Origin of the sequence: Streptococcus pseudopneumoniae ATCC BAA-960 = CCUG 49455, assembly GCF_002087075.1 — a bacterium.
Classification (GTDB): domain Bacteria; phylum Bacillota; class Bacilli; order Lactobacillales; family Streptococcaceae; genus Streptococcus; species Streptococcus pseudopneumoniae.
The window spans coordinates 139,093-160,834 of sequence record NZ_MWSM01000019.1 but is presented as its reverse complement, the minus strand read 5'-3'; the positions used below and the strand labels follow the sequence as shown (position 1 = coordinate 160,834).

The 21,742-nt window shown below is 37.4% G+C and carries 16 protein-coding genes, 5 pseudogenes and 1 riboswitch; of the genes and pseudogenes, 16 read left to right on the top strand and 5 right to left on the bottom strand.

Annotated elements, in window-relative coordinates; translation table 11 throughout:
- Positions 1-29: 29 nt before the first annotated feature.
- The 4 genes and pseudogenes from rbfA to B4W83_RS13360 form a co-directional block, all read left to right on the top strand.
- On the top strand, positions 30-380 hold the full coding sequence (gene rbfA / locus B4W83_RS05595) for a 30S ribosome-binding factor RbfA (RefSeq protein ID WP_001273597.1): 351 nt from the start codon (positions 30-32) through the stop codon (positions 378-380).
- A 256-nt stretch (positions 381-636) separates the two neighbouring features.
- Positions 637-975, top strand: a pseudogene (locus B4W83_RS13365) (hypothetical protein); the annotation flags it as partial.
- 139 nt (positions 976-1,114) lie between these two features.
- Positions 1,115-1,877, top strand: a pseudogene (locus B4W83_RS12370) (DpnI domain-containing protein).
- Positions 1,873-2,253: pseudogene (locus B4W83_RS13360) on the top strand (DpnD/PcfM family protein); the annotation flags it as partial. The pseudogenes B4W83_RS12370 and B4W83_RS13360, both read left to right, overlap by 5 nt.
- Before the next feature lie 63 nt (positions 2,254-2,316).
- On the opposite strand, the gene B4W83_RS05570 reads toward B4W83_RS13360, so the two are convergent.
- Positions 2,317-3,582 carry a DNA cytosine methyltransferase gene (locus tag B4W83_RS05570; protein WP_000865858.1) on the bottom strand — a complete coding sequence of 422 codons (1,266 nt, stop codon included), beginning with the start codon at positions 3,580-3,582 and terminating at the stop codon, positions 2,317-2,319.
- Between the two features lie 117 nt (positions 3,583-3,699).
- Here B4W83_RS05570 and B4W83_RS05565 point away from each other — a divergent pair, with 117 nt between their 5' ends.
- A complete protein-coding gene (locus B4W83_RS05565) occupies positions 3,700-5,190 on the top strand; it encodes a Sau3AI family type II restriction endonuclease (protein ID WP_000372610.1) in 1,491 nt (496 codons plus the stop codon).
- A gap of 55 nt (positions 5,191-5,245) precedes the next feature.
- On the opposite strand, the gene B4W83_RS05560 is transcribed toward B4W83_RS05565, so the two are convergent.
- From B4W83_RS05560 to B4W83_RS05545, 4 genes are all read right to left on the bottom strand, one after another.
- A complete protein-coding gene (locus B4W83_RS05560) occupies positions 5,246-6,508 on the bottom strand; it encodes a nucleobase:cation symporter-2 family protein (protein ID WP_001194509.1) in 1,263 nt (420 codons plus the stop codon).
- A complete protein-coding gene (locus B4W83_RS05555) occupies positions 6,508-7,089 on the bottom strand; it encodes a xanthine phosphoribosyltransferase (protein ID WP_000770400.1) in 582 nt (193 codons plus the stop codon). The genes B4W83_RS05560 and B4W83_RS05555 overlap by 1 nt, the downstream gene beginning before the upstream one ends.
- 123 nt (positions 7,090-7,212) lie before the next feature.
- Positions 7,213-7,308, bottom strand: a riboswitch (purine riboswitch).
- A gap of 233 nt (positions 7,309-7,541) precedes the next feature.
- Entirely contained in the window at positions 7,542-7,928 is a 387-nt protein-coding gene (locus B4W83_RS05550; protein ID WP_000386216.1) for a bleomycin resistance protein, read from the bottom strand.
- Positions 7,929-7,939: 11 nt separating this feature from the next.
- Positions 7,940-8,767 carry an exodeoxyribonuclease III gene (locus B4W83_RS05545; protein ID WP_000767458.1) on the bottom strand — a complete coding sequence of 276 codons (828 nt, stop codon included), beginning with the start codon at positions 8,765-8,767 and terminating at the stop codon, positions 7,940-7,942.
- 219 nt (positions 8,768-8,986) lie between these two features.
- Here B4W83_RS05545 and B4W83_RS05540 point away from each other — a divergent pair, with 219 nt between their 5' ends.
- From B4W83_RS05540 to B4W83_RS05485, 11 genes and pseudogenes are all read left to right on the top strand, one after another.
- Complete coding sequence (locus B4W83_RS05540; RefSeq protein ID WP_000066793.1) at positions 8,987-9,886, top strand: CPBP family intramembrane glutamic endopeptidase; 900 nt, start codon at positions 8,987-8,989, stop codon at positions 9,884-9,886.
- Positions 9,870-10,157 carry an autorepressor SdpR family transcription factor gene (locus B4W83_RS05535; protein WP_000006513.1) on the top strand — a complete coding sequence of 96 codons (288 nt, stop codon included), beginning with the start codon at positions 9,870-9,872 and terminating at the stop codon, positions 10,155-10,157. The genes B4W83_RS05540 and B4W83_RS05535 overlap by 17 nt, the downstream gene beginning before the upstream one ends.
- Positions 10,138-10,779, top strand: a pseudogene (locus tag B4W83_RS05530) (SdpI family protein). Before B4W83_RS05535 ends, B4W83_RS05530 begins: the two are co-directional and overlap by 20 nt.
- A gap of 126 nt (positions 10,780-10,905) precedes the next feature.
- Positions 10,906-11,361: a DUF3290 family protein gene (locus B4W83_RS05525; protein WP_000675346.1), complete on the top strand. Its 456-nt coding sequence runs from the start codon at positions 10,906-10,908 to the stop codon at positions 11,359-11,361.
- Positions 11,358-11,989 (top strand): annotated as a pseudogene (locus tag B4W83_RS05520) (DUF421 domain-containing protein). The gene B4W83_RS05525 and the pseudogene B4W83_RS05520 overlap by 4 nt, the downstream one beginning before the upstream one ends.
- Positions 11,990-12,043: 54 nt before the next feature.
- Positions 12,044-13,789 carry an ABC transporter ATP-binding protein gene (locus B4W83_RS05515; RefSeq protein ID WP_000022577.1) on the top strand — a complete coding sequence of 582 codons (1,746 nt, stop codon included), beginning with the start codon at positions 12,044-12,046 and terminating at the stop codon, positions 13,787-13,789.
- Complete coding sequence (locus tag B4W83_RS05510; protein WP_001180122.1) at positions 13,779-15,521, top strand: ABC transporter ATP-binding protein; 1,743 nt, start codon at positions 13,779-13,781, stop codon at positions 15,519-15,521. Before B4W83_RS05515 ends, B4W83_RS05510 begins: the two co-directional genes overlap by 11 nt.
- A 183-nt stretch (positions 15,522-15,704) precedes the next feature.
- A complete protein-coding gene (locus B4W83_RS05505; protein ID WP_000922216.1) occupies positions 15,705-16,397 on the top strand; it encodes a sugar transferase in 693 nt (230 codons plus the stop codon).
- 42 nt (positions 16,398-16,439) lie between these two features.
- On the top strand, positions 16,440-17,666 hold the full coding sequence (locus B4W83_RS05500; protein WP_001134541.1) for a DegT/DnrJ/EryC1/StrS family aminotransferase: 1,227 nt from the start codon (positions 16,440-16,442) through the stop codon (positions 17,664-17,666).
- Between the two features lie 1,164 nt (positions 17,667-18,830).
- Positions 18,831-20,987, top strand: a complete 2,157-nt coding sequence (gene pfbA / locus B4W83_RS05490; RefSeq protein WP_000873483.1) for a multi-ligand-binding adhesin PfbA — start codon at positions 18,831-18,833, stop codon at positions 20,985-20,987.
- On the top strand, positions 20,971-21,717 hold the full coding sequence (locus tag B4W83_RS05485; RefSeq protein ID WP_000239031.1) for a protein phosphatase 2C domain-containing protein: 747 nt from the start codon (positions 20,971-20,973) through the stop codon (positions 21,715-21,717). Before pfbA ends, B4W83_RS05485 begins: the two co-directional genes overlap by 17 nt.
- Positions 21,718-21,742 lie beyond the last annotated feature (25 nt).

Sequence of the window (21,742 nt, the reverse complement as noted above, 5' to 3'; positions counted from 1 at the left end):
TTTTGGTTCAAAGTAGAGAAAGGAATATCATGGCAAATCATTTCCGTACAGATCGTGTGGGCATGGAAATCAAGCGTGAAGTCAATGAGATTTTGCAAAAGAAAGTCCGTGATCCACGTGTCCAAGGTGTGACCATCACAGATGTTCAGATGCTGGGTGACTTGTCTGTTGCCAAGGTTTATTACACCATTTTGAGTAACCTTGCTTCGGATATCCAAAAAGTCCAAATCGGGCTTGAAAAAGCAACTGGTACCATCAAACGTGAACTTGGTCGCAATTTGAAATTGTACAAAATCCCAGATTTGACCTTCGTCAAAGACGAGTCCATCGAGTATGGAAACAAGATTGACGAGATGCTACGCAATCTGGATAAGAACTAAAGAAGAGGGGCAACCCTCTTTTTTGGTGGAGAAAAAGGCAATAAAACATGATGGGGGAATCTTTCTAGACTTATACTCAATGAAAATCAAAGAGCAAACTAGGAAACTAGCCGCAGGCTGTACTGGAGTAGGGCAAGGTGAAGCTGACGTAGTTTGAATTTGATTTTCGAAGAGTATTAAAAATTATTAAAAAGATTTATAAAATTTAGATAGTGTGATATTATGAGATAAAGATACAAGAGAAAGAGGTATTTATATGGCTGAACAAGACTTAGCTATGCAAGTATTGCAACAAGTGGTGAAACTACCTGTTGTTAAGGTTGATCGTTCGAAGTTTTTAGTGGATAAGTTTTCCAAAGAATTAGATTCACAGGACATTCCTACCTTATTAGAACAAGGCCCAACGTCTCTCTTATCTTAAGAAATCTTAGATCGAGTGGCTAATGTCTGTATTAGGGATAATGTTTTATTAGCGAGTGGGACTTCTGTTGTTGCAGGATTACCAGGTGGACTTGCCATGGCAATTACCATACCAGCGAATATAGCTCAATTTTATGCTTTTTCTTTAAAATTAGCTCAAGAACTAGGGTATATTTTATGAGATATGTGAGAAGGAAATATAAAAGAGAATGATGAAATACAAATGTAATAGGTACATATATGTGGTATACTAGTTATAGTAGATTTTAATTGCTTATATCGAGTGAATTCTCATATTAGTGAGGAATTTTTAAATGGAATTACAATTTAATTTAGAACTAGTAGAAACCTATAAAAGTAATAGTCAGAAGGCACGTATCTTAATGGAGGATTGGGTTTATCGTCAGTCTTATTGCCCTAATTGTGGGAAAAATCCTTTAAATCATTTTGAAAATAATAGACCTGTAGCAGATTTTTACTGTAATCATTGTAGTGAGGAGTTTGAACTAAAGAGCAAAAAAGGAAATTTTTCATCAACAATCAATGATGGTGCTTATGCAACGATGATGGAGCGTGTGCAGGTAGATAATAATTCTAATTTCTTTTTTAACTTATACAAAAAATTTTGAGGTAAATAATTTTCTTGTCCTTCCGAAGCAATTTGTTACACCGAAATCAATTATTCAAAGGAAGCCACTTGCGCCAACTGCTAGACGAGCAGGTTGGATTGGTTGTAACATTGATTTATCACAAGTACTTTCTAAAGGAAGAATATTTTTTGTGAAAAATGGACAAGTTAGAGATCCAGAAAAAGTTACAAAAGAATTTAAGCAAAGTTTATTTTTAAGGAAGAACTCTCTTTCAGTAAGAGGTTGGACAATAGAAATTCTAAATTGTATAGATAAGATAGAGGGTTCAGAATTTACCCTTGAAGATATGTATCGTTTTGAAAGTGACCTAAAAAATATCTTTGTTAAGAACAATCATATCAAAGAAAAGATTAGGCAACAGCTTCAAATATTAAGAGACAAAGAAATAATAGAATTTAAAGGTAGAGGAAAGTATCGGAAATTATGAAAACTTATGTGTAATGGTTTATACTTTATCAGACCCTGATTGTGTGAGGTGGTTGTCTGAAAATATGGAGTTTGGTGATGAGAAACAACTTTTTTTATTGAATAAAAAATATAGCTGGGAATATGGAGATGAATTACCAGAGTGGTTGGAAAGCCCAAAACTATATAGATTATTGCTAATAAGTGAATGATTGGAAAGCAATTTAAAACTGAAAAAGTATACAGTAGAAATTACAGAAACTTTATCACGTTTAGTAAGTATAGAGGCTGAAAATCCAGATGAAGTCGAACGACTTGTAAGAGAAAAGTATAAGAGTTGTGAAATTGTTCTTGATTCAGATGATTTTCAGAACTATGACACTAGCATATATGATTAGATAGATGTTTTTATTTTGTCACACAAAAAAGAGGCTCGCACCTCTTTTTTAGTTTCAGATAAATTAATCAATTTTTTTAATAAATTTAGCAATTTCTTTTACAATCTCAGTAACCAAAGCATTTCCCATAAAAAACATTCTCATTTTATCAGATACCTCTACAATAGATCCATCTAACAATTTCTTTTTAGCTGTCCAATCATCTGGGAAATCCTGAAGGCGTTCAGCTTCAATGGGTGTAATTAATCTATATTTATTGTTTACAAATAATAAATGTGTGGAACGATTAACTGTTCCTTCGGATGTAAGCATTGTTCGTCCTGGAAGGTTTAAATCATCATAAGGGGACATTCCTCCTTCTGAATAGATGTATTGATGTCCGTCAGAGGATGTTCGTTCAATTTTCTTAGGTCCTCTAAGATATTGAAATTTTTCCAATTTTGACTGATCAGTTAAAAAATATTTTTCAGGTACTTCAGACTCATCTTGAAGAATTTCTCCTAGAGTGATAGGATTGCCATTGTAATTAGGTTCTGTATCAATAGAATAGTATTTTCCATGTCTCATAATTCCTGTATTCCAAACAGTACCAGTAAAAGTATCTGAAACTTCAACTATATCATTTGGTAACTCATAAAACACATGACGATTTTTAACTGCTATAGGTTTAATAGGAAATTGTTTTGCAAATAGACCTTGATTGAAAATATAGTCATCATACCTATTATCTTCAAAGATTTCTTCATTTTTTTCGTAAAGATTGTCATTTTTTTGGGCAAAGACTGTATCATTTCGATATACGAAAAAGAATACACGACGTCTTCGTTGGCTTCTTCCATACTCAGCAGCATTAATAACTCTCCACTCTACAGAATATCCAAGGTTATTAAAAGCTGTTAGCATGATTGCAAAATCACGTCCTCTCTGTTTTGAGGGCGCTTTTAAAAGCCTATCCACGTTTTCCAGAATTAAGTATTTGGGTTTAATGATTTCAGTTGCTCTAATGATTTCCCAAAATAAAACTCCTTTTTTTCCTTCAATACCTTTTTCATCTTTCTTGCTACGCGCAACAGAGTAATCTTGGCAAGGAAAACCACCGACAATCATATCGGCATCCATTTTGGAAAATTGTTCGTCTGTTACATCAGAGATACTAATATTGATGTTTTCGCTATTGGGGAAGTGATAATCATAGACCTCAAATGCGTCTTGAGATTTACGAGATGGTTCCCATTGGTTTGCCCATTTTGTTTTAAAGAGTTGCTTATCGGCATTTTCTAATCCTATCCGAAAACCGCCAACTCCAGCAAATAGTTCGAGAACTTTCATCTTTTCTCCTTCATTTTTTTTACAGTTTAATCCATTATATACTATTTTCAATGATTGATCAAGTATTAATGTTTGCTTTAGTTTAATTTGATATAATATAAAAGATAGGAGAAGAAAATGGATCAAAACTTATTTAACTATAACGATGAAGATATCGATAGTGTTATTGAATATTCTAACAAACTATTAAATAGAAAATTTTCCGATGTTATGGAAGAGTATAATCGTTCGCTTTATAAATCATATGACGATTATAATGATAGAGTAGTCTCTGAGGTACAAGATAAAGCAATTAGTATGAAGTCAAAAGGGCAGTATGGAAATTATATTGAAAAATATTTCTATGGTTACCAGCCAAATAGTGACTCGGAAGCTGACTTTGAAAAAATAGGTGTAGAGTTAAAAGTTACTCCTTTTAAGATAAACAAAAATGGGACACTTAGTGCAAAAGAACGACTTGTATTAACAATACTAAACTATATGGAGGAAAATTTAGAGGATTTTTACTTCACTCATTTATGGAAAAAATGTGCAAAGATTTTGTTATTGTTTTACAATGGCTTAATTCCCAATCAAACAATGAAGGACTATGTCATTGAAAAAATATTTTTATATGAATGGTTTGAGGAGGATATGGCAGTCATCCTTGAAGACTATCAGAAGATTACAGATAAAATCAAAAATGGAAGGGCACATGAATTATCAGAATCAGATGGAAACTATTTATCAACTTGTACAAAAGGTGCAGGTAAAGGAAAGGATTTAAGACAGCAACCATTTAGTCATGAATTAGCAAAACAAAGAGCTTGGGAATTAAAATCAAGTTATATGACCTATCTGATTAATCATAAAATCTTTAACCAATCAGATCAAGAAAGTGTTTTGGCTAATTTTAGGGGTGAAAAAAAGTCATTTACTGAGGTTATTGCAGAGAAGATTCTTTCCTACAAAGGTTTCTCTGAACAAAAGTTATATGATAGATTTGAAGTGAATCCCAAGGCAAAAGGTAAGAATAGTACTCTGATTAGAAAAATTTTAGGCTTGACAGGGGATTTGGATAAGACCAAAGAATTTCAAAAAGCAAACATGAATTTGAGAGTTATTCGAGTAGATAAGAATAATTTACCTAAGGAAGACTCTCCATTTAAAACTTATTGTTTTAAAGAATTAGCAGAAACAGATAGTTGGGAATCATCACATGTTTATAATGAAATTTATAATAAACGATTCCTCTTCGTTATTTTTAAGGAAATTGAACCTAAGCTATTTGTATTAGATTCTATCAAATTTTGGGGATTTCAGGATAGACAATTAGAAGAAATCGAAAGAGTGTGGCAGGAAACTAGACAAATTATTTCTGACGGAGTTAAATTAACTCAAAATGGTAATAAAGTTTCAACTAATTTCCCTCAAAGTAAGATAAATAGAATTCTATTTACGAAATTACATGCTACCAATGCTTACTATGAAATTGAAAAAGGAAAATTTGTTGGGAAAGGCTCATTATCTGATACAGATGAACTTCCAGATGGACGTAGGATTACAAAACACTCCTTTTGGATGCCTAAGAAGTTTATAAAAGAAATATTAGATGGGAATTGGGATTGATAGTATTTATAATCAATTTGTGATAAACAAAAAAAGAGGCTCGCACCTCTTTTTCTTATTGCTTTTTATGATTTAATACAGCATTGAGTACAATGGCGAGTAGGCTAGCTACGACGATTCCGTTTGAGAAGAACATTTGGAAGGCTGTCGGCATGCTGACAAAGAGATTACTGTTGTTGAGTCCGACACCTGCAGCGATTGAAACAGCTGCGATAAGGAAGTTATGTTCATTGTTAGCAAAGTCAACACGAGCGAGGATTTGCATCCCTTGAATGGATACAAAACCAAACATCACCAGCATGGCACCACCGAGGACAGGGCTCGGAATGATTTGAGCAAGGGCACCAAACTTAGGAAGGAGTCCAAGGAGAACCAGGAAACCAGCTGCGTAGTAGATTGGCAGGCGAGTCTTGATACCTGATAATTTAACCAAACCAACGTTTTGTGAAAATCCGGTGTAAGGGAAGGTGTTAAAGATTCCTCCGAGAAGTACGGCCAAACCTTCTGCGCGGTAACCGTTGCGCAGGCGCGTGCTGTCGATTGGATCTTTCGTGATATCAGACAAGGCTAGGTAAACACCAGTCGACTCAACCATAGACACCGTTGCGATGATACACATCATGACAATAGATGAGATTTCAAAGGTTGGCATCCCAAAGTAGAGTGGAGTTGGGACATGGACAAGTGGTGCTGACGCAACAGGAGAGAAGTCCACCAAACCCATGCTAGCAGCAATGGCGGTTCCAACAACCAGACCAATCAAAATAGAGATAGACTTGATAAATCCTTTGGTAAAGATGTTGATCAAGAGGATAATCAGAACAGTAATAGCTGCAAGCAAGAGACTTTGACCAGTTGGTTCTGGAACGTTATTTCCCATATTTCCAATAGCGACAGGGATCAAGGTTAAACCAATCGTGGTAATAACAGATCCTGTTACGATAGATGGGAAGAGATTGGCTACTTTTGAGAAGATACCTGAAACAAGAACCACGTAAATCCCTGATGCGATAAGGGCACCAAACATAGCGCCACTACCATGGCTTTGCCCAATCATAATCAAGGGAGCTACCGACTGGAAGGCAACCCCAAGAACGACTGGTAGCCCAATCCCAAAGTATTTGTTGAGTTGGAGTTGGAGGAAGGTTGCCACACCACACATGAAGATATCTGTGGAAATCAGGTAGGTCAACTGCTCAGTTGAATAGCCAAGGGCTGTCGCAATCATGATGGGAACCAGGATAGATCCTGAGTACATGGCTAGTAAGTGCTGCAAGCCAAGAACGGCTGCTTGCGAATGTTTTTCTTGAGTTTGCATTAGAGATCTGCCTCCTTAAATACGACTTGACCATTTTCAAAACGATCCAAACGAGCGAGTGATAGAACAGGGTAACCTGCTTTTTCAAGCAAATCACGGCCATCTTGGAAAGATTTTTCAATTACGATACCGATAGCTTCGACTGTGGCTCCAGCCTGTTCGATGATCTGAATCAAGCCTTTAGCAGCTTGGCCGTTAGCAAGGAAATCGTCGATAATCAATACCTTGTCCTCTGGTGAGAGGAATTTTCCAGCGATAGAAACGGTGCTGGTTACCTGCTTGGTAAAGGAGTAGACTTGGGCAGTTAAGATGCCTTCATTCATAGTGATGTTTTTAGCTTTTTTAGCGAAAATCATGGGAATGTTTAAGGATTCAGCTGTAAAAAGGGCTGGGGCAATGCCTGACGCTTCAATGGTCACAACCTTAGTAATGCCAGCAGCAGCAAATTTTTCCGCAAAAACCTTACCAATCTCTCGCATCAAGCTAAAGTCAACTTGGTGGGTTAAAAAGGAATCCACCTTGAGGATGTTGTCACCCAAGATATGCCCATCCTTGAGGATGCGCTCTTCTAATAATTTCATAAGACCTCCTAAAGTCTAAAAGCCAATCCATTTGCTTGTTTATAGTTTCCAGCAAGAAATAGAAAAAGGATCTACTTAATCCCTAAGTAAGTCCCCAAAATAGGCATGGCAAAAACGGCCATATCTCCAAGTTAACTTACTTATTGTTAGGTGTTCCGGCACCTTGTAGAAACGTCGTGCCAATTCACGACATAAACAAGTAACATGATATTCAATTTCAAATAGGCTTGAGCCAATGTTTTTATTTTACACTAAATAACTTTAGAAATCAACTGTTTTGTTAGTGTTTTGGTTTAAAAAACGAACAAATATAATAAAAATGGGCAAGAATTAACTTATTGACTAACATTTAGAAGGTTTTTCCATCATAAAAGGGCATATTATTAGGTTTTTAAATACCTGACAATATGCCTCTTTCTAACTTTAAAGACTTTTTCCCAATCTTTATTATTCTACTCGCTAAATCTTAAAAAATAGCCATCTGGATCCAAAATCGCAAATTCATGGGGATATATAAAGCTATCTCCTACTCGAAATTCTCTTTTTGTCAGGGGACGATGGATAGGATAGTCAGCTTCCAGCAGTTTTTGGTGGAGCTGAGGAACATCTGCAATGCCAAAGGAAATATTGACACCGCGCCCGAAAGGATAGGTCAGCTGAGCTAATTCTTCTGCGCTGCCTTCTTCTAGCATAAGTTGGCAGTCTTCAAGCGAGAGGAAGAGAAATTTCTCCTCGGGACGCTCGTATTCGACAGAGAATCCTAGCAGGTCGCAGTAGAAGTGACGTGATTTTTCGATGTCAGATACTACAAATTCAGGAATGACAGCTTGATAGTCCATTCGTTTTCTCCTTAGAGTTCAATCTCCAAGACAATCGGTGTATGGTCTTGACGAGCTCCTGAGTCGATCATATCAGACTTGGTCACCTTGTCAGAGATGCGGTTACTTGTGAGCCAGTAGTCGATTCTCCAGCCTGTATTGTTGATTTTAGAAGTCTTGCTGCGTTGTGCCCACCAAGTGTAGCGTTCAGGAACATCGCCGTGAACATGGCGGAAGGTGTCTGTAAATCCAGTTGCCAAAAGGTTGGTAAATCCAGCACGTTCCTCGTCGGTAAATCCTGGTGAACGGCGGTTGCTAGCAGGATTTGCAAGGTCGATTTCATTGTGGGCAACGTTGTAATCACCGGTCGCAAGAACTGGTTTTTCTTTGTCTAGTTCAGCCAAGTACTCAGCATATTTGACATCCCAGACTTGGCGTTCTTCCAAGCGTTTGAGACCATCACCAGCATTTGGTGTGTAAACCTGGGTCACGAAAAATTTATCAAATTCCAAAGTGATGATGCGGCCTTCCAAGTCCATGGTAGAAGGGGCACCGATTTCTGGGAAAGTGACAGTAGGTGTGAGTTCTTTCTTATAGAGGAACATAGTACCAGCATAGCCTTTGCGGGCAGGTTCTTGAGAAGAGCGCCACGTGTTTTCGTAGCCTGGGAAGAGTTCTTCTAAAATTTCCAAGTGTTTCTTTGTAGGCCCTTTGGCAGAAAGCTTGGTTTCTTGGATAGCGATAATATCAGCATTTTCAGCGACCAAGGTTTGTAGGACTTCTTGGGACAATTTGGCACGAGCTGAATCACTAGTTAGGGCAGCGTTTAGGGAATCAATATTCCATGAGATAAGTTTCATAAAGTTACCTTTTTCATTCAGATTATAGATTTTATTATACCAAAAAAAGGTCTATTTCCCCAACGTATGGTTTGAAAAATCACTCTTTAGACTTTATCCTGAGAAAATAAAAATTCCCTAAACTATTTAGAAAAAAATCTAAATAGCTCTTGTGTTTAGAATAGAAAGGTGTATAATGTTATTTAGAAAAATATCTAAATAGAAAGTGAAGTTACATATATGTCAAATAAGAGAACAATCCTTCTTTTTGTGGTCTTGGCTTATGCCCTTGCTTGGATAATATGGTTGGCACTATGGATAGGTGGTGTTGGTCTAAATTCTCCATGGAGTCAACTTGCTAGTATTGTAGCCATGTGGATGCCTGCGCTTGCAGTCTTTCTCTTAGGGAAAATCACGAATCAACCTAGTGGAATCAAATCTAAATTAGCCGTGAATCTCAAGAGGAACTGGCGCTTTTACTTACTAGCTATCTGGTTACCAGCAGTTATCAGTTTTTTAGGAGCGGGACTTTATTTTCTTGTATTTCCTAGCAATTTCAGCCTTGGTTTTGAATCTATTCAAGCTATTTTACAAGAAAAAGGTGTCTCTCAATCAGCCATTCCCTTATCTTTCTTGGCTTTGATTCAAATCCTAGCTAGTTTGACTTACGCTCCTTTTCTTAATAGTTTCTTTGCATTAGGGGAGGAAATTGGTTGGCGTGGCTATCTTTACCCAGTGCTAAGAGGACGCTTTTCAAGAGTCCAGACTCATGTCTTGCTTGGTCTCATTTGGAGTCTTTGGCATCTACCAATCAATTTGCAAGGCTATAATTATGGACTATCTTATTTTTCTTATCCCGTTTTGGGAGTTGTTGCTATGTTTCTATTTTGTTTTAGCCTAGGAATATTGTTGAGCTGGTTGTTTGAAAAGACAGGTTCTATCTGGGCTTCTGCCCTATTTCATGGGGCAATCAATGCAACTGCCGGTATTGGGTTACTCTTTCAATTACCAGGAGAAAAAGTTTCAAGCCTCTTGATTTTAGGCCCATCACCGACAGGAATACTATCAGTTCTACCTTGCTTAGTCCTAGCCCTACTAATATTACAGAGGGAAAGGAGTCATTATGAGTTTTGCAAATAGCTTTAAAGCCTTATCTCATCCAGTTAGGAGAGAGATTTTGAATTTACTCAAAACAGGTAGATTACCTGCAGGAGAAATTGCCAGTCAATTTGAGTTGACTAGTGCAACTATTTCACACCATCTTACGATTTTGAAAGCAGCGGATTTGATTCATGAAATGAAAGAAAAAAACTTTATTTATTATGAGTTAAATACATCGGTTTTAGAGGATATAATGGTTTGGTTAGCAGATCTGAAAGGAGATCATTTTGATGAAGATAAAAATCAATAAGAAATTGGTATTATTTACGAGCATTCTCATCCTACTACCTTCCCTTGTAGGTTGTGTTTTCTGGAATCAATTACCAGAGGAGATACCCACTCATTTTAATCTACTGGGTCAAGCAGATGGCTACAATCATAAAATGTCTGCTATCTTTGGATTACCGACTCTCATGCTTTTGATGCATTGGTTGCTTCTATTTTTAATGATTAAGGATCCTAAATCTAGCAATATCAGTTCAAAAATACAACTCTTGATTTACTGGATTATTCCTTTTGTATCTTGTCTATTAATGATTTCTATCTTCGGAGAATCTTTGGGTTATTCCATGATGAGTGGGCTACTAGCTCAGATTTTTATGGGAGTCGTGATGATCGTAATTGGAAATTATCTACCAAAAACACACCGAAATTATATAATCGGTATTCGACTACCGTGGACCTTAGAGAATGATAAAAACTGGAGAAAAACGCATCGCCTAGCTGGGAAAATTTGGGTATTCGGATGATTGTTATTGTTTCTAAATTCCTTTGTGCAACTATATGTTTACTGGGTATTCTTCTTGACACTTTTCTTTGTAGTGATAATTCCTAGTGTCTATTCTTATCAATTATCAAAATTAGAATCTTGAAATAGCTACTGGAGTCATTAGTTTGAGAAGTTGGTCTGATATGTCTATTTCCCCAACGTATGGTTTGAAAAATCACCCTCTTTCATTTATAATGAAGAATGATTTTATGAAAAGGCGTGAAAATAAATGAAATTTTACTCATATGAATATGTTCTTAGCCAAATCAGTCAGCAAAATGGAATCATGATTGGCTTTGGGATTATTCTCCTAGCTATCACAGGTTTTTTTGCTTTTAAAGCTTATCGAGATAAAAAGGGGACTAAGTTTCGGGAATTGGTCATGATTTTAGCCTTGACTTTAGTAGCCATGCTTTTGGTGACAATTTCAAAATACCAGACCAATCAAGCCTCTAACAACCAATTTCAAACTTCACTTCATTTTATAGAGGTCGTTTCCAAAGACTTGGGAGTGGATAAATCAGAAGTTTACGTAAATACTTCAGTTACCACTGATGGAGCGCTTGTCAAGGTAGGTTCAAATGTCTATCGTGCTATGAACGGGAGCGAATTAGACAAGTATCTTTTAAAGAAATTAGAATTGCATCAAACAGACGTTATTGAATTGGTGAAGGTAAACAAGTGACACTCAACTGTATGGAAATTGTAATCGAACTGGCCTTGGGGCTCTTCTCACTTGTTTTGTTATCAATGTGACAGGAAAGGGGAACTTAGCACCTAACTCTGCGACAGATTAAATTCAGAATTATGTTCTCTGTGCTATCATTGGTGGTGTGATTTACAATAGTTCTATCAGCATTTTGCAGTACGAGGTGATTTTACTGATGTGGACTATTTTGGTTTTGACCCTCAAGTGGCTTCATAATATTCGTTTTGTGAAATGTTTGATTGATGGTAAGCCAACTCTCCTCATCAAACATGAGAAGATTGACCTAGAAGCCTGTCGTTCGGTTGATTTGTTTGGGGTGGATGTAACCCTCAAACTTCGTAGCCAAGGGATTTTCCAGATGAAGCAAGTTGAACGAGCTGTGCAGGAGCAAAATGACCAACTCATCGTGGTCCAAATGGGAGATGAAAATCCTAAGTATCTAATTGTGACTGATGGTGTTATCCAAGTAGAAGTCTTGGAATCGCTTGGCTGTAGCGAAGAGTGGTTGATTGATAATCTCGGCAAACAAGGGCATGACAATGTAGCCAATATCTTTATCGCTGAGTATGACAAAGGTGACGTTACAGTTGTAACCTATGAATAAGAAAAACCTGGGGTCGGAGTCTCAGGTTTCCATTTGGAACTAGAAAGGAATTTTATGTCCATTATTCAAAAACTCTGGTGGTTTTTTAAGCTAGAAAAACGCCGTTATCTAGTCGGAATTGTGGCCTTGGTCTTGGTTTCTGTCCTTAACCTCATTCCCCCAATGGTCATGGGGCGGATCATTGATGCTATCACATCGGGGCAATTAATTCAGAATGAACTACTTATTTACCTATTTTACTTGCTTCTTGCGGCCTTTGGTATGTACTATCTGCGCTATGTTTGGCGTATGTATATTCTTGGGACATCCTACCGTCTGGGGCAGATTATGAGGTCTCGCTTGTTTGAGCATTTTACAAAGATGTCTCCAGCCTTTTATCAAACCTATCGGACGGGGGACTTGATGGCACACGCAACCAATGATATCAATTCTTTGACGAGTCTTGCAGGTGGTGGTGTTATATCTGCGGTGGATGCCTCTATTACAGCTTTAGTGACTTTGCTGACCATGCTCTTTAGCATTTCCTGGCAGATGACTCTAGTTGCAATTTTACCCCTGCCTTTTATGGCATATGCGACCAGTCGTTTGGGAAGAAAGACTCATAAGGTCTTTGGAGAGTCACAGGATGCCTTTTCTGAACTCAATAACAAGGTTCAGGAGTCTGTATCAGGTATCAAAGTGACCAAGTCTTTTGGTTATCAGGCAGATGAGCTGGAGTCCTTTCAGGCAGTCAATGAATTAACCTTCCAAAAGAATCTCCAAACCATGAAATACGATAGACTCTTTGACCCAATGGTTTTCTTGTTTGTTGGATTATCCTATGTTTTAACACTCTTAGTCGGCTCTTTGATGGTTCGGGAGGGGCAGATTACAGTTGGAAATTTGGTCACTTTTATTAGTTATTTGGATATGATGGTCTGGCCTCTCATGGCTATTGGTTTCCTCTTTAATATCACTCAGCGAGGAAAGGTTTCTTACCAGCGGATTGAGAATCTTTTGTCTCAGGAATCATCTGTAAAAGACTCCGAGTTTCCTCTGGATGGTATTGAAAACGGGCGCTTGGAGTATGCTATTGATAACTTTGCTTTTGAAAACGAGGAAACGCTAATGGATATTCACTTTAGTTTGGAAAAAGGGCAAACTCTGGGCTTGGTTGGGCAGACAGGCTCTGGGAAAACATCCTTGATTAAACTCCTCTTGCGTGAGTACGATGTGGATAAGGGAGCTATTTATCTAAATGGTCACGATATTCGCGATTATCGTTTGACAGACCTTCGTAGTCTTATGGGCTACGTCCCTCAGGACCAGTTCCTCTTTGCGACTTCGATTTTAGACAATATTCGCTTTGGCAATCCTAACTTGCCCATTTCAGCGGTCGAGGAAGCGACTAAGCTAGCTCAAGTTTACCAAGACATTGTAGCCATGTCACAGGGATTTGATACGTTGATTGGTGAAAAGGGAGTCAGTCTTTCTGGTGGGCAAAAGCAGCGTCTGGCTATGAGTCGGGCTATGATTTTAGACCCTGATATCTTGATTTTGGATGATTCTTTGTCGGCCGTGGATGCCAAGACAGAGTATGCGATTATCGACAACCTTAAGGAGACGCGAAAGGACAAGACAACCATTATTACGGCTCATCGCCTCAGTGCAGTTGTCCATGCAGATTTGATTTTAGTCCTGCAAAATGGTCAAATCATCGAACGAGGCAGGCACGAAGACTTGCTAGCTTTGGATGGCTGGTATGCCCAAACCTACCAGTCTCAGCAGCTGGAAATGAAGGGAGAAGAAGATGCAGAATAAACAAGAACAATGGGCTGTATTGAAGCGCTTGATATCTTATCTCAAGCCTTATGGTCTTCTGACCTTTTTGGCACTCAGCTTTCTCCTAGCGACTACGGTCATTAAAAGTGTCATTCCCCTTGTGGCTTCCCACTTTATCGACCAGTATCTCAGCAATCTCAATCAACTCGCTGTGACAGTGTTGCTGGCCTACTATGGTCTCTATATCCTGCAAACTCTGGTTCAGTATGTCGGAAATCTTCTCTTTGTACGGGTGTCTTACAGTATTGTGAGGGATATTCGTCGCGATGCCTTTGCCAATATGGAGAAGCTAGGCATGTCTTATTTTGACAAGACGCCAGCAGGCTCTATCGTCTCTCGTTTGACTAATGATACCGAGACAATCAGTGATATGTTTTCGGGGATTTTATCCAGTTTTATCTCAGCAATTTTTATCTTTTTGACAACCCTTTATACCATGTTGGTGTTGGATTTTCGTTTGACAGCATTAGTCCTGCTCTTTCTCCCTTTGATTTTCCTTTTGGTCAATCTCTATCGTAAAAAATCAGTCAAGATTATCGAGAAAACCAGAAGTCTCTTGTCAGATATCAATAGTAAGCTGGTAGAAAATATCGAAGGAATTAGGATTATCCAGGTCTTTAATCAAGAAAAGCGCCAGCAGGCAGAATTTGATGAGATTAACCAAGAACACTTGGTCTATGCCAACCGCTCTGTAGCCTTTGATGCCCTCTTGTTGCGCCCTGCTATGAGTTTGTTGAAACTCCTAGGTTATACTGTCTTAATGGCCTATTTTGGCTACCGTGGTCTTTCTATCGGGATAACGGTCGGGACTATGTATGCTTTTATCCAGTACATCAATCGTCTCTTTGATCCTCTGATTGAAGTAACGCAAAACTTTTCAACCCTGCAAACGTCTATGGTGTCTGCAGGCCGTGTCTTTGCCTTGATTGACGAGGCAACCTATGAGCCTCTTCAAGAAAATAGTCAGGTTGAGGTTGAAGAAGGCAATATTCGTTTTGAACATGTGTGTTTCTCATATGATGGCAAACATCCTATTCTGGATGATATTTCTTTTTCGGTCAACAAGGGTGAAACCATTGCCTTTGTAGGTCATACAGGTTCGGGGAAATCTTCGATTATCAATGTCCTCATGCGCTTTTATGAATTCCAGTCAGGGAGAGTTCTCTTGGATGATGTGGATATCAGGGATTTCAGTCAAGAAGAGCTGAGAAAAAACATCGGTTTGGTCTTGCAGGAACCCTTTCTCTATCATGGAACTATTAAGTCCAATATCGCCATGTACCAAGAAATCAGTGATGATCAGGTTCAGGCTGCGGCAGCCTTTGTGGATGCAGATTCCTTTATTCAAGAACTTCCTAAGGGGTACGACTCCCCTGTGTCTGAGCGTGGATCGAGTTTTTCAACTGGTCAGCGACAGCTTCTTGCCTTTGCCAGAACAGTTGCCAGCCAGCCTAAAATCCTGATTTTGGATGAAGCGACCGCCAATATTGACTCTGAAACAGAAAGCTTGGTTCAAGCTTCTCTGGCGAAGATGAGACAGGGCCGAACAACTATTGCTATCGCTCACCGCCTTTCTACTATTCAAGACGCCAACTGCATCTATGTTTTGGACAAGGGGCGCATTATTGAGAGTGGAACACATGAGGAACTCTTGGCCTTGGGAGGGACCTATCACAAGATGTATAGCTTGCAGGCAGGAGCTATGTCTTAATATTTTTTGAAAATCTCTTAAAACCAGGTCAGCTTTATCTGCAACCTAAAAGCTGTACTTTGATTTTCATTGAGTACCAGAAGGAAATCTTTCAAATTACAGATTTCTTTCACCGCCTTTTCCATTTTGTGGTATAATGAAAAATGTTGACAAATAGTATAATAAAAACAAAGGAGAAACAGCATGCTGAAATGGGAAGACTTGCCCGTGGAAATGAAATCAAGCGAGGTTGAGTCTTACTACCAGCTTGTCTCTAAAAGGAAGAGTTCGCTGATTTTCAAGCGTTGCTTGGATTGGGTTCTAGCCTTGGTAGTACTGGTTCTGACCTCACCCATCTTTCTCATCTTGAGCATTTGGATCAAGTTGGATAGCAAGGGGCCAGTGATTTACAAGCAAGAGCGCGTGACCCAGTACAATCGACCTTTCAAGATTTGGAAGTTCCGTACCATGGTGACGGATGCGGATAAAAAAGGGAGCCTGGTGACTTCTGCTAACGATAGCCGCATTACCAAGGTTGGTAATTTCATCCGCCGTGTGCGTTTGGATGAACTTCCTCAGTTGGTCAATGTCCTGAAAGGCGAAATGTCCTTTGTCGGTACACGACCTGAAGTGCCTCGTTACACAGAGCGGTATAGCCCTGAAATGATGGCGACCTTGCTCTTACCAGCAGGGATTACCTCTCCAACCAGCATCAACTACAAGGATGAGGACACTATCATCAGTCAAATGACGGAGAAAGGTCTGTCGGTTGACCAAGCCTATGTCGAACACGTCCTTCCTGAAAAGATGCGCTATAACCTCGTCTATCTCCGAGAGTTTAGTTTCCTTGGAGACATCAAAATCATGTTTCAAACCGTATTTGAGGTACTAAAATAAAGTAGTCATAAGAGAATGAGTACAGATAAAAGGAGCAAATCAATGCCAAATTACAATATTCCATTTTCACCACCCGATATTACGGAATCAGAAATTGCTGAAGTAGCGGATACCCTTCGTTCTGGTTGGATTACAACAGGTCCTAAGACCAAAGAACTGGAGCGTCGCTTGTCCCAATACACACAGACGCCTAAGACTGTCTGCCTTAACTCTGCGACAGCCGCTCTGGAGTTAATTTTGCGTGTGCTTGAAGTTGGGCCTGGTGATGAAGTCATCGTTCCAGCCATGACCTATACAGCTTCATGTAGTGTCATCACGCACGTAGGAGCGACCCCTGTCATGGTAGATATCCAAGCAGATACGTTTGAGATGGACTATGACTTGCTGGAGCAAGCTATCACTGAGAAAACTAAGGTGATTATCCCAGTAGAGCTCGCAGGGATTGTTTGCGATTATGACCGTTTGTTCCAAGTCGTGGAGAAAAAACGTGACTTCTTTACCGCTTCAAGCAAGTGGCAAAAGGCCTTTAACCGTATTGTCATTGTCTCTGATAGTGCCCACGCTTTGGGATCTACTTATAAAGGACAACCTTCTGGTTCTATCGCTGACTTTACTTCCTTCTCATTCCATGCCGTTAAGAACTTTACAACGGCAGAAGGTGGAAGTGCGACTTGGAAAATCAATCCAGTGATTGATGACGAAGAGATGTACAAGGAATTCCAAATCCTTTCCCTTCACGGGCAAACTAAGGATGCTCTTGCCAAGATGCAACTGGGGTCATGGGAATACGATATCGTTACACCAGCCTATAAGTGCAACATGACCGATATCATGGCTTCACTTGGTTTGGTACAATTGAACCGCTATCCAAGTTTGTTGGAACGCCGTAAGGACATTGTGGACCGCTATGATAGTGGTTTTGCAGGTTCTCGCATCCATCCTTTGGCACACAAGACTGAAACTGTCGAATCTTCACGCCACCTCTACATCACCCGTGTAAAAGGAGCAAGCCTAGAAGAACGCAATCTTATCATCCAAGAATTAGCTAAAGCAGGAATTGCAAGTAACGTACACTACAAACCGCTTCCGCTCTTGACAGCCTATAAGAATCTTGGCTTTGATATGGCGAATTATCCAAGAGCCTATGCCTTCTTTGAAAATGAAATTACGCTCCCTCTTCACACTAAATTAAGCGATGAAGAAGTGGACTATATCATTGAGACTTTCAAAACAGTTTCTGAAAAAGTGCTAACTTTATCAAAAAAATGACAAACTACAGTCAAGCGAAAGTGATCCTGTCCCTAAAAAGTCTAATTGAGTGTAAAAACTGTTGTTTTCAATTGATAATAGTTTACACCTGTAGTTGAGGCTCCTTTCTCCTCAGAGAGAGAATTTTTATAGGATTTTCCTTTCTTGTGGGAGTCCCGTGGTTTGAAATAAGATGTGAGCAATTTAGTGTAGCATTTAGAATCCTTACTAGACATCATTTAGAAAATCTAGTGTCTTGTTCTAGTTTTCAATTCACCCTATTTTTTGAAAGACGTGAGTTTCCATGAGTGAGATTGTGGAAACTCACGTCTTTTTTTTGTTTTCAGAATATTGTTCAAAGTTTTGTGCCTGTCTTTCATGTTCTAGTCATTCTTTTGCATGATAGAATTTATAGCATGTTGATATTATAATAATACAGATATTCTATATGTTTAGTGATGCTTGCTATACATCATTAGATCTCCTGCGAGACAATCTATAAAACACTTGTCTACGATTACCTATATGCCCTATTCCAGTATTTTAGAAGCACTGCATCTATTTTTATCGAGGTTAAATCTAGCTTTTATAGAAGGTCTATTTAAGAAATATATTGTAGTGTTTTAGTTTCAATCCGCCATATGAGCGATATTCAGGTAAATATCCCTGGCGAATGCTTGTATGACAAGGTATTTGTTCTTTCATTTATAATTTACAACATATCAATAAATTTAAATATAGTAAATGGGATATTTTATATTCAAGCTAAGAAAGATAGCATCACTTTTGAATGGAAGGCTAAAGAGCAAACTAGGAAGTTGGCCATAGATAGCTCAAAACCCTGCTTTGAGGTTGTAGATATAGTAAAATGAAATAAGAATAGGACAAATCGATCGGGATAGTCAAATCGATTTCTAACAATGTTTTATAAGTAGAGGTGTACTATTCTAGTTTCAATCTACTATAGAACTGACCAAGTCAGTAACCTAGACTTAGGGCAAGGCGGCACTGACCTAGTTTGAAGAGATTTCCGAAGAGTATAAATTTTAATATTTTCTTGTGTTATTCCTTGACAATTCAATTTGGAAAATATATGATAAAGATAATGACAGCGGTGTCATTCTATCTATTTTAAGAAAAGTAATAATCAATTGTTAAAAAATAGTAAAAAAATTGGAGGTTCTGATGAAATATTTTGTTCCTAATGAGGTATTCAGTATTCGTAAATTAAAGGTGGGGACCTGCTCGGTACTATTGGCAATTTCAATTTTGGGAAGCCAAGGTATTTTATCGGATGAAGTTGTTACTAGTTCTTCACCGATGGCTACAAAAGAGTCTTCTAATGCAATTACTAATGATTTAGATAATTCACCAACTGTTAATCAGAATCGTTCTGCTGAAATGATTGCCTCTAATTCAACCACTAATGGTTTAGATAATTCGTTAAGTGTTAATAGTATCAGCTCTAATGGTACTATTCGTTCTAATTCACAATTAGACAACAGAACAGTTGAATCTACAGTAACATCTACTAATGAAAATAAGAGTTATAAGGAAGATGTTATAAGTGACAGAATTATCAAAAAAGAATTTGAAGATACTGCTTTAAATGTTAAAGATTATGGAGCAATAGGTGACGGAGTTAATGATGATCGTCAAGCAATTCAAGATACAATAGATGCTGCAGCTAAAGGACTAGGTGGAGGAAATGTATATTTTCCTGAAGGAACTTATTTAGTAAAAGAAATTGTTTTTTTAAAAAGTCATACACACTTAGAATTGAATGAGAAAGCTACAATTCTAAATGGTATAAATATTAAGAATCACCCTTCCATTGTTTTTATGACAGGTTTATTTACGGATGATGGTGCGCAAGTAGAATGGAGCCCAACAGAAGATATTAGTTATTCTGGTGGTACTATTGATATGAACGGTGCTTTGAATGAAGAAGGAACTAAAGCAAAAAATCTACCACTTATAAATTCTTCAGGTGCATTTGCTATTGGGAATTCAAATAACGTAACTATAAAAAATGTAACATTCAAGGATAGTTATCAAGGGCATGCTATTCAAATTGCAGGTTCGAAAAATGTATTAGTTGATAATTCTCGTTTTCTTGGGCAAGCCTTACCCAAAACGATGAAGGATGGGCAAATCATAAGTAAGGAGAGCATTCAGATTGAACCATTAACTAGAAAAGGTTTTCCTTATGCCTTGAATGATGATGGGAAAAAATCTGAAAATGTGACTATTCAAAATTCCTATTTTGGCAAAAGTGATAAATCTGGAGAATTAGTAACAGCAATTGGCACACACTATCAAACATTGTCGACACAGAACCCCTCTAATATTAAAATTTTAAATAATCATTTTGATAACATGATGTATGCAGGTGTACGTTTTACAGGATTCACTGATGTATTAATCAAAGGAAATCGCTTTGATAAGAAAGTTAAAGGAGAGAGTGTACATTATCGAGAAAGCGGAGCAGCTTTAGTAAATGCTTATAGCTATAAAAACACTAAAGACCTATTAGATTTAAATAAACAGGTGGTTATCGCCGAAAATATATTTAATATTGCCGATCCTAAAACAAAAGCGATACGAGTTGCAAAAGATAGTGCAGAATATTTAGGAAAAGTATCAGATATTACTGTAACAAAAAATGTAATTAATAATAATTCTAAGGAAACAGAACAACCAAATATTGAATTATTACGAGTTAGTGATAATTTAGTAGTCTCAGAGAATAGTATATTCGGTGGTAAAGAAGGAATTGTTATTGAGGATTCAAAGGGTAAAATAACCGTTTTAAATAACCAATTTTATAATTTATCCGGTAAGTATATATCATTCATCAAATCTAATGCAAATGAGAAAGAACCTGTTATACGTGATAGCGATGGTAATTTCAATATTGTAACGGAGAATGGGCTTTATAAAATTGTAACAAATAACTTAAGTGATAAAAACGAAAAAGAAAAAAACAAAGAGGAAAAATTTAAAACAAGTTCATATGTGCATGAAAAACAATCTAATTCAAATAATGTAATTGATAGTAACCAGAAGAACGGAGAGTTTAACTCAAGTAAAGATAATAGACAAATGAATGACAAGATCGACAATAAACAAGATAATAAGACAGAAGAAGTGAACCATAAAATAGTTGGAGATGGCAGAGAAACTGAAAATCATATTAATAAATCTAAAGAAATAGTAGATGTAAAACAAAAATTACCAAAGACTGGTTCGAACAAGATTATGGAACTATTCTTAACAGTGACAGGAATTGGTTTACTTTTGACACTAAAAGGGTTGAAGTATTATGGTAAAGATAAATAAAATTTGTTCGATACAAGGAAGTTCTGTAGAAAATGAGGATACTGTAGGTTCACAAAATCAGTATTTTTGGATTATCGATGGAGCTACAGATTTATATAATTCTAAAGAGGAGATAGGTTATTCAGTCTCAGAAGTTGTACATATTTTATCAGAAAGTTTGTCGGTTAATTGTAAAGAATCAAAAACTCTTAAACAAATATTTGAAACTGCTTTACTCGAGGGTAAAGATGAAATAGGTTTAAACTCATATGAATTAACAGAGTATTATCGCTTACCAACATTTGCTTTTATATTTGCTAAACTTTCAGAAAAAAAGTTGGAGTATATGATGCTAGGTGACTGCGTCATGTTAGTAAACGAAATGGAAATAACTGATCATAGAGTAGATAACTTATTTGAAAAAGGAAAAAATGAGATAAAAGATTCAATTGGTACAAATAGTGCTTTAAATAAAAAAATTATTTTACAAAAAATCAGAAAATTATCTAATCAACCGAGTGGGTACTGGATAGGTTCGTTGGATGAGAGATTTTTAGACCATGCTATTATTAATCAAATAGATGTTACTAGTGAACAAATTGTTTTAATGAGTGATGGCTTTTATGAATTCTATCAAAATAATCAAAATAAGACTTTTGAAGAGTTAATTAAGATGAGATTTAATTCTTCTGCTATTGATCCAATCTATGGAAAGAAGGATGATGCAAGTATTCTAGTTATTGATGTTTGATATATTGTTTAAAATATTAATTGTT

What these genes read in the sequence shown, in the direction of transcription:
- rbfA (WP_001273597.1), top strand. Translation starts at nt 30, where the DNA reads ATGGCAAATCATTTCCGTACAGATCGTGTGGGCATGGAAATCAAGCGT.
- B4W83_RS05570 (WP_000865858.1), bottom strand. Translation starts at nt 3,582, where the DNA reads ATGAAAGTTCTCGAACTATTTGCTGGAGTTGGCGGTTTTCGGATAGGA.
- B4W83_RS05565 (WP_000372610.1), top strand. Translation starts at nt 3,700, where the DNA reads ATGGATCAAAACTTATTTAACTATAACGATGAAGATATCGATAGTGTT.
- B4W83_RS05560 (WP_001194509.1), bottom strand. Translation starts at nt 6,508, where the DNA reads ATGCAAACTCAAGAAAAACATTCGCAAGCAGCCGTTCTTGGCTTGCAG.
- B4W83_RS05555 (WP_000770400.1), bottom strand. Translation starts at nt 7,089, where the DNA reads ATGAAATTATTAGAAGAGCGCATCCTCAAGGATGGGCATATCTTGGGT.
- B4W83_RS05550 (WP_000386216.1), bottom strand. Translation starts at nt 7,928, where the DNA reads ATGGACTATCAAGCTGTCATTCCTGAATTTGTAGTATCTGACATCGAA.
- B4W83_RS05545 (WP_000767458.1), bottom strand. Translation starts at nt 8,767, where the DNA reads ATGAAACTTATCTCATGGAATATTGATTCCCTAAACGCTGCCCTAACT.
- B4W83_RS05540 (WP_000066793.1), top strand. Translation starts at nt 8,987, where the DNA reads ATGTCAAATAAGAGAACAATCCTTCTTTTTGTGGTCTTGGCTTATGCC.
- B4W83_RS05535 (WP_000006513.1), top strand. Translation starts at nt 9,870, where the DNA reads ATGAGTTTTGCAAATAGCTTTAAAGCCTTATCTCATCCAGTTAGGAGA.
- B4W83_RS05525 (WP_000675346.1), top strand. Translation starts at nt 10,906, where the DNA reads ATGAAATTTTACTCATATGAATATGTTCTTAGCCAAATCAGTCAGCAA.
- B4W83_RS05515 (WP_000022577.1), top strand. Translation starts at nt 12,044, where the DNA reads ATGTCCATTATTCAAAAACTCTGGTGGTTTTTTAAGCTAGAAAAACGC.
- B4W83_RS05510 (WP_001180122.1), top strand. Translation starts at nt 13,779, where the DNA reads ATGCAGAATAAACAAGAACAATGGGCTGTATTGAAGCGCTTGATATCT.
- B4W83_RS05505 (WP_000922216.1), top strand. Translation starts at nt 15,705, where the DNA reads ATGCTGAAATGGGAAGACTTGCCCGTGGAAATGAAATCAAGCGAGGTT.
- B4W83_RS05500 (WP_001134541.1), top strand. Translation starts at nt 16,440, where the DNA reads ATGCCAAATTACAATATTCCATTTTCACCACCCGATATTACGGAATCA.
- pfbA (WP_000873483.1), top strand. Translation starts at nt 18,831, where the DNA reads ATGAAATATTTTGTTCCTAATGAGGTATTCAGTATTCGTAAATTAAAG.
- B4W83_RS05485 (WP_000239031.1), top strand. Translation starts at nt 20,971, where the DNA reads ATGGTAAAGATAAATAAAATTTGTTCGATACAAGGAAGTTCTGTAGAA.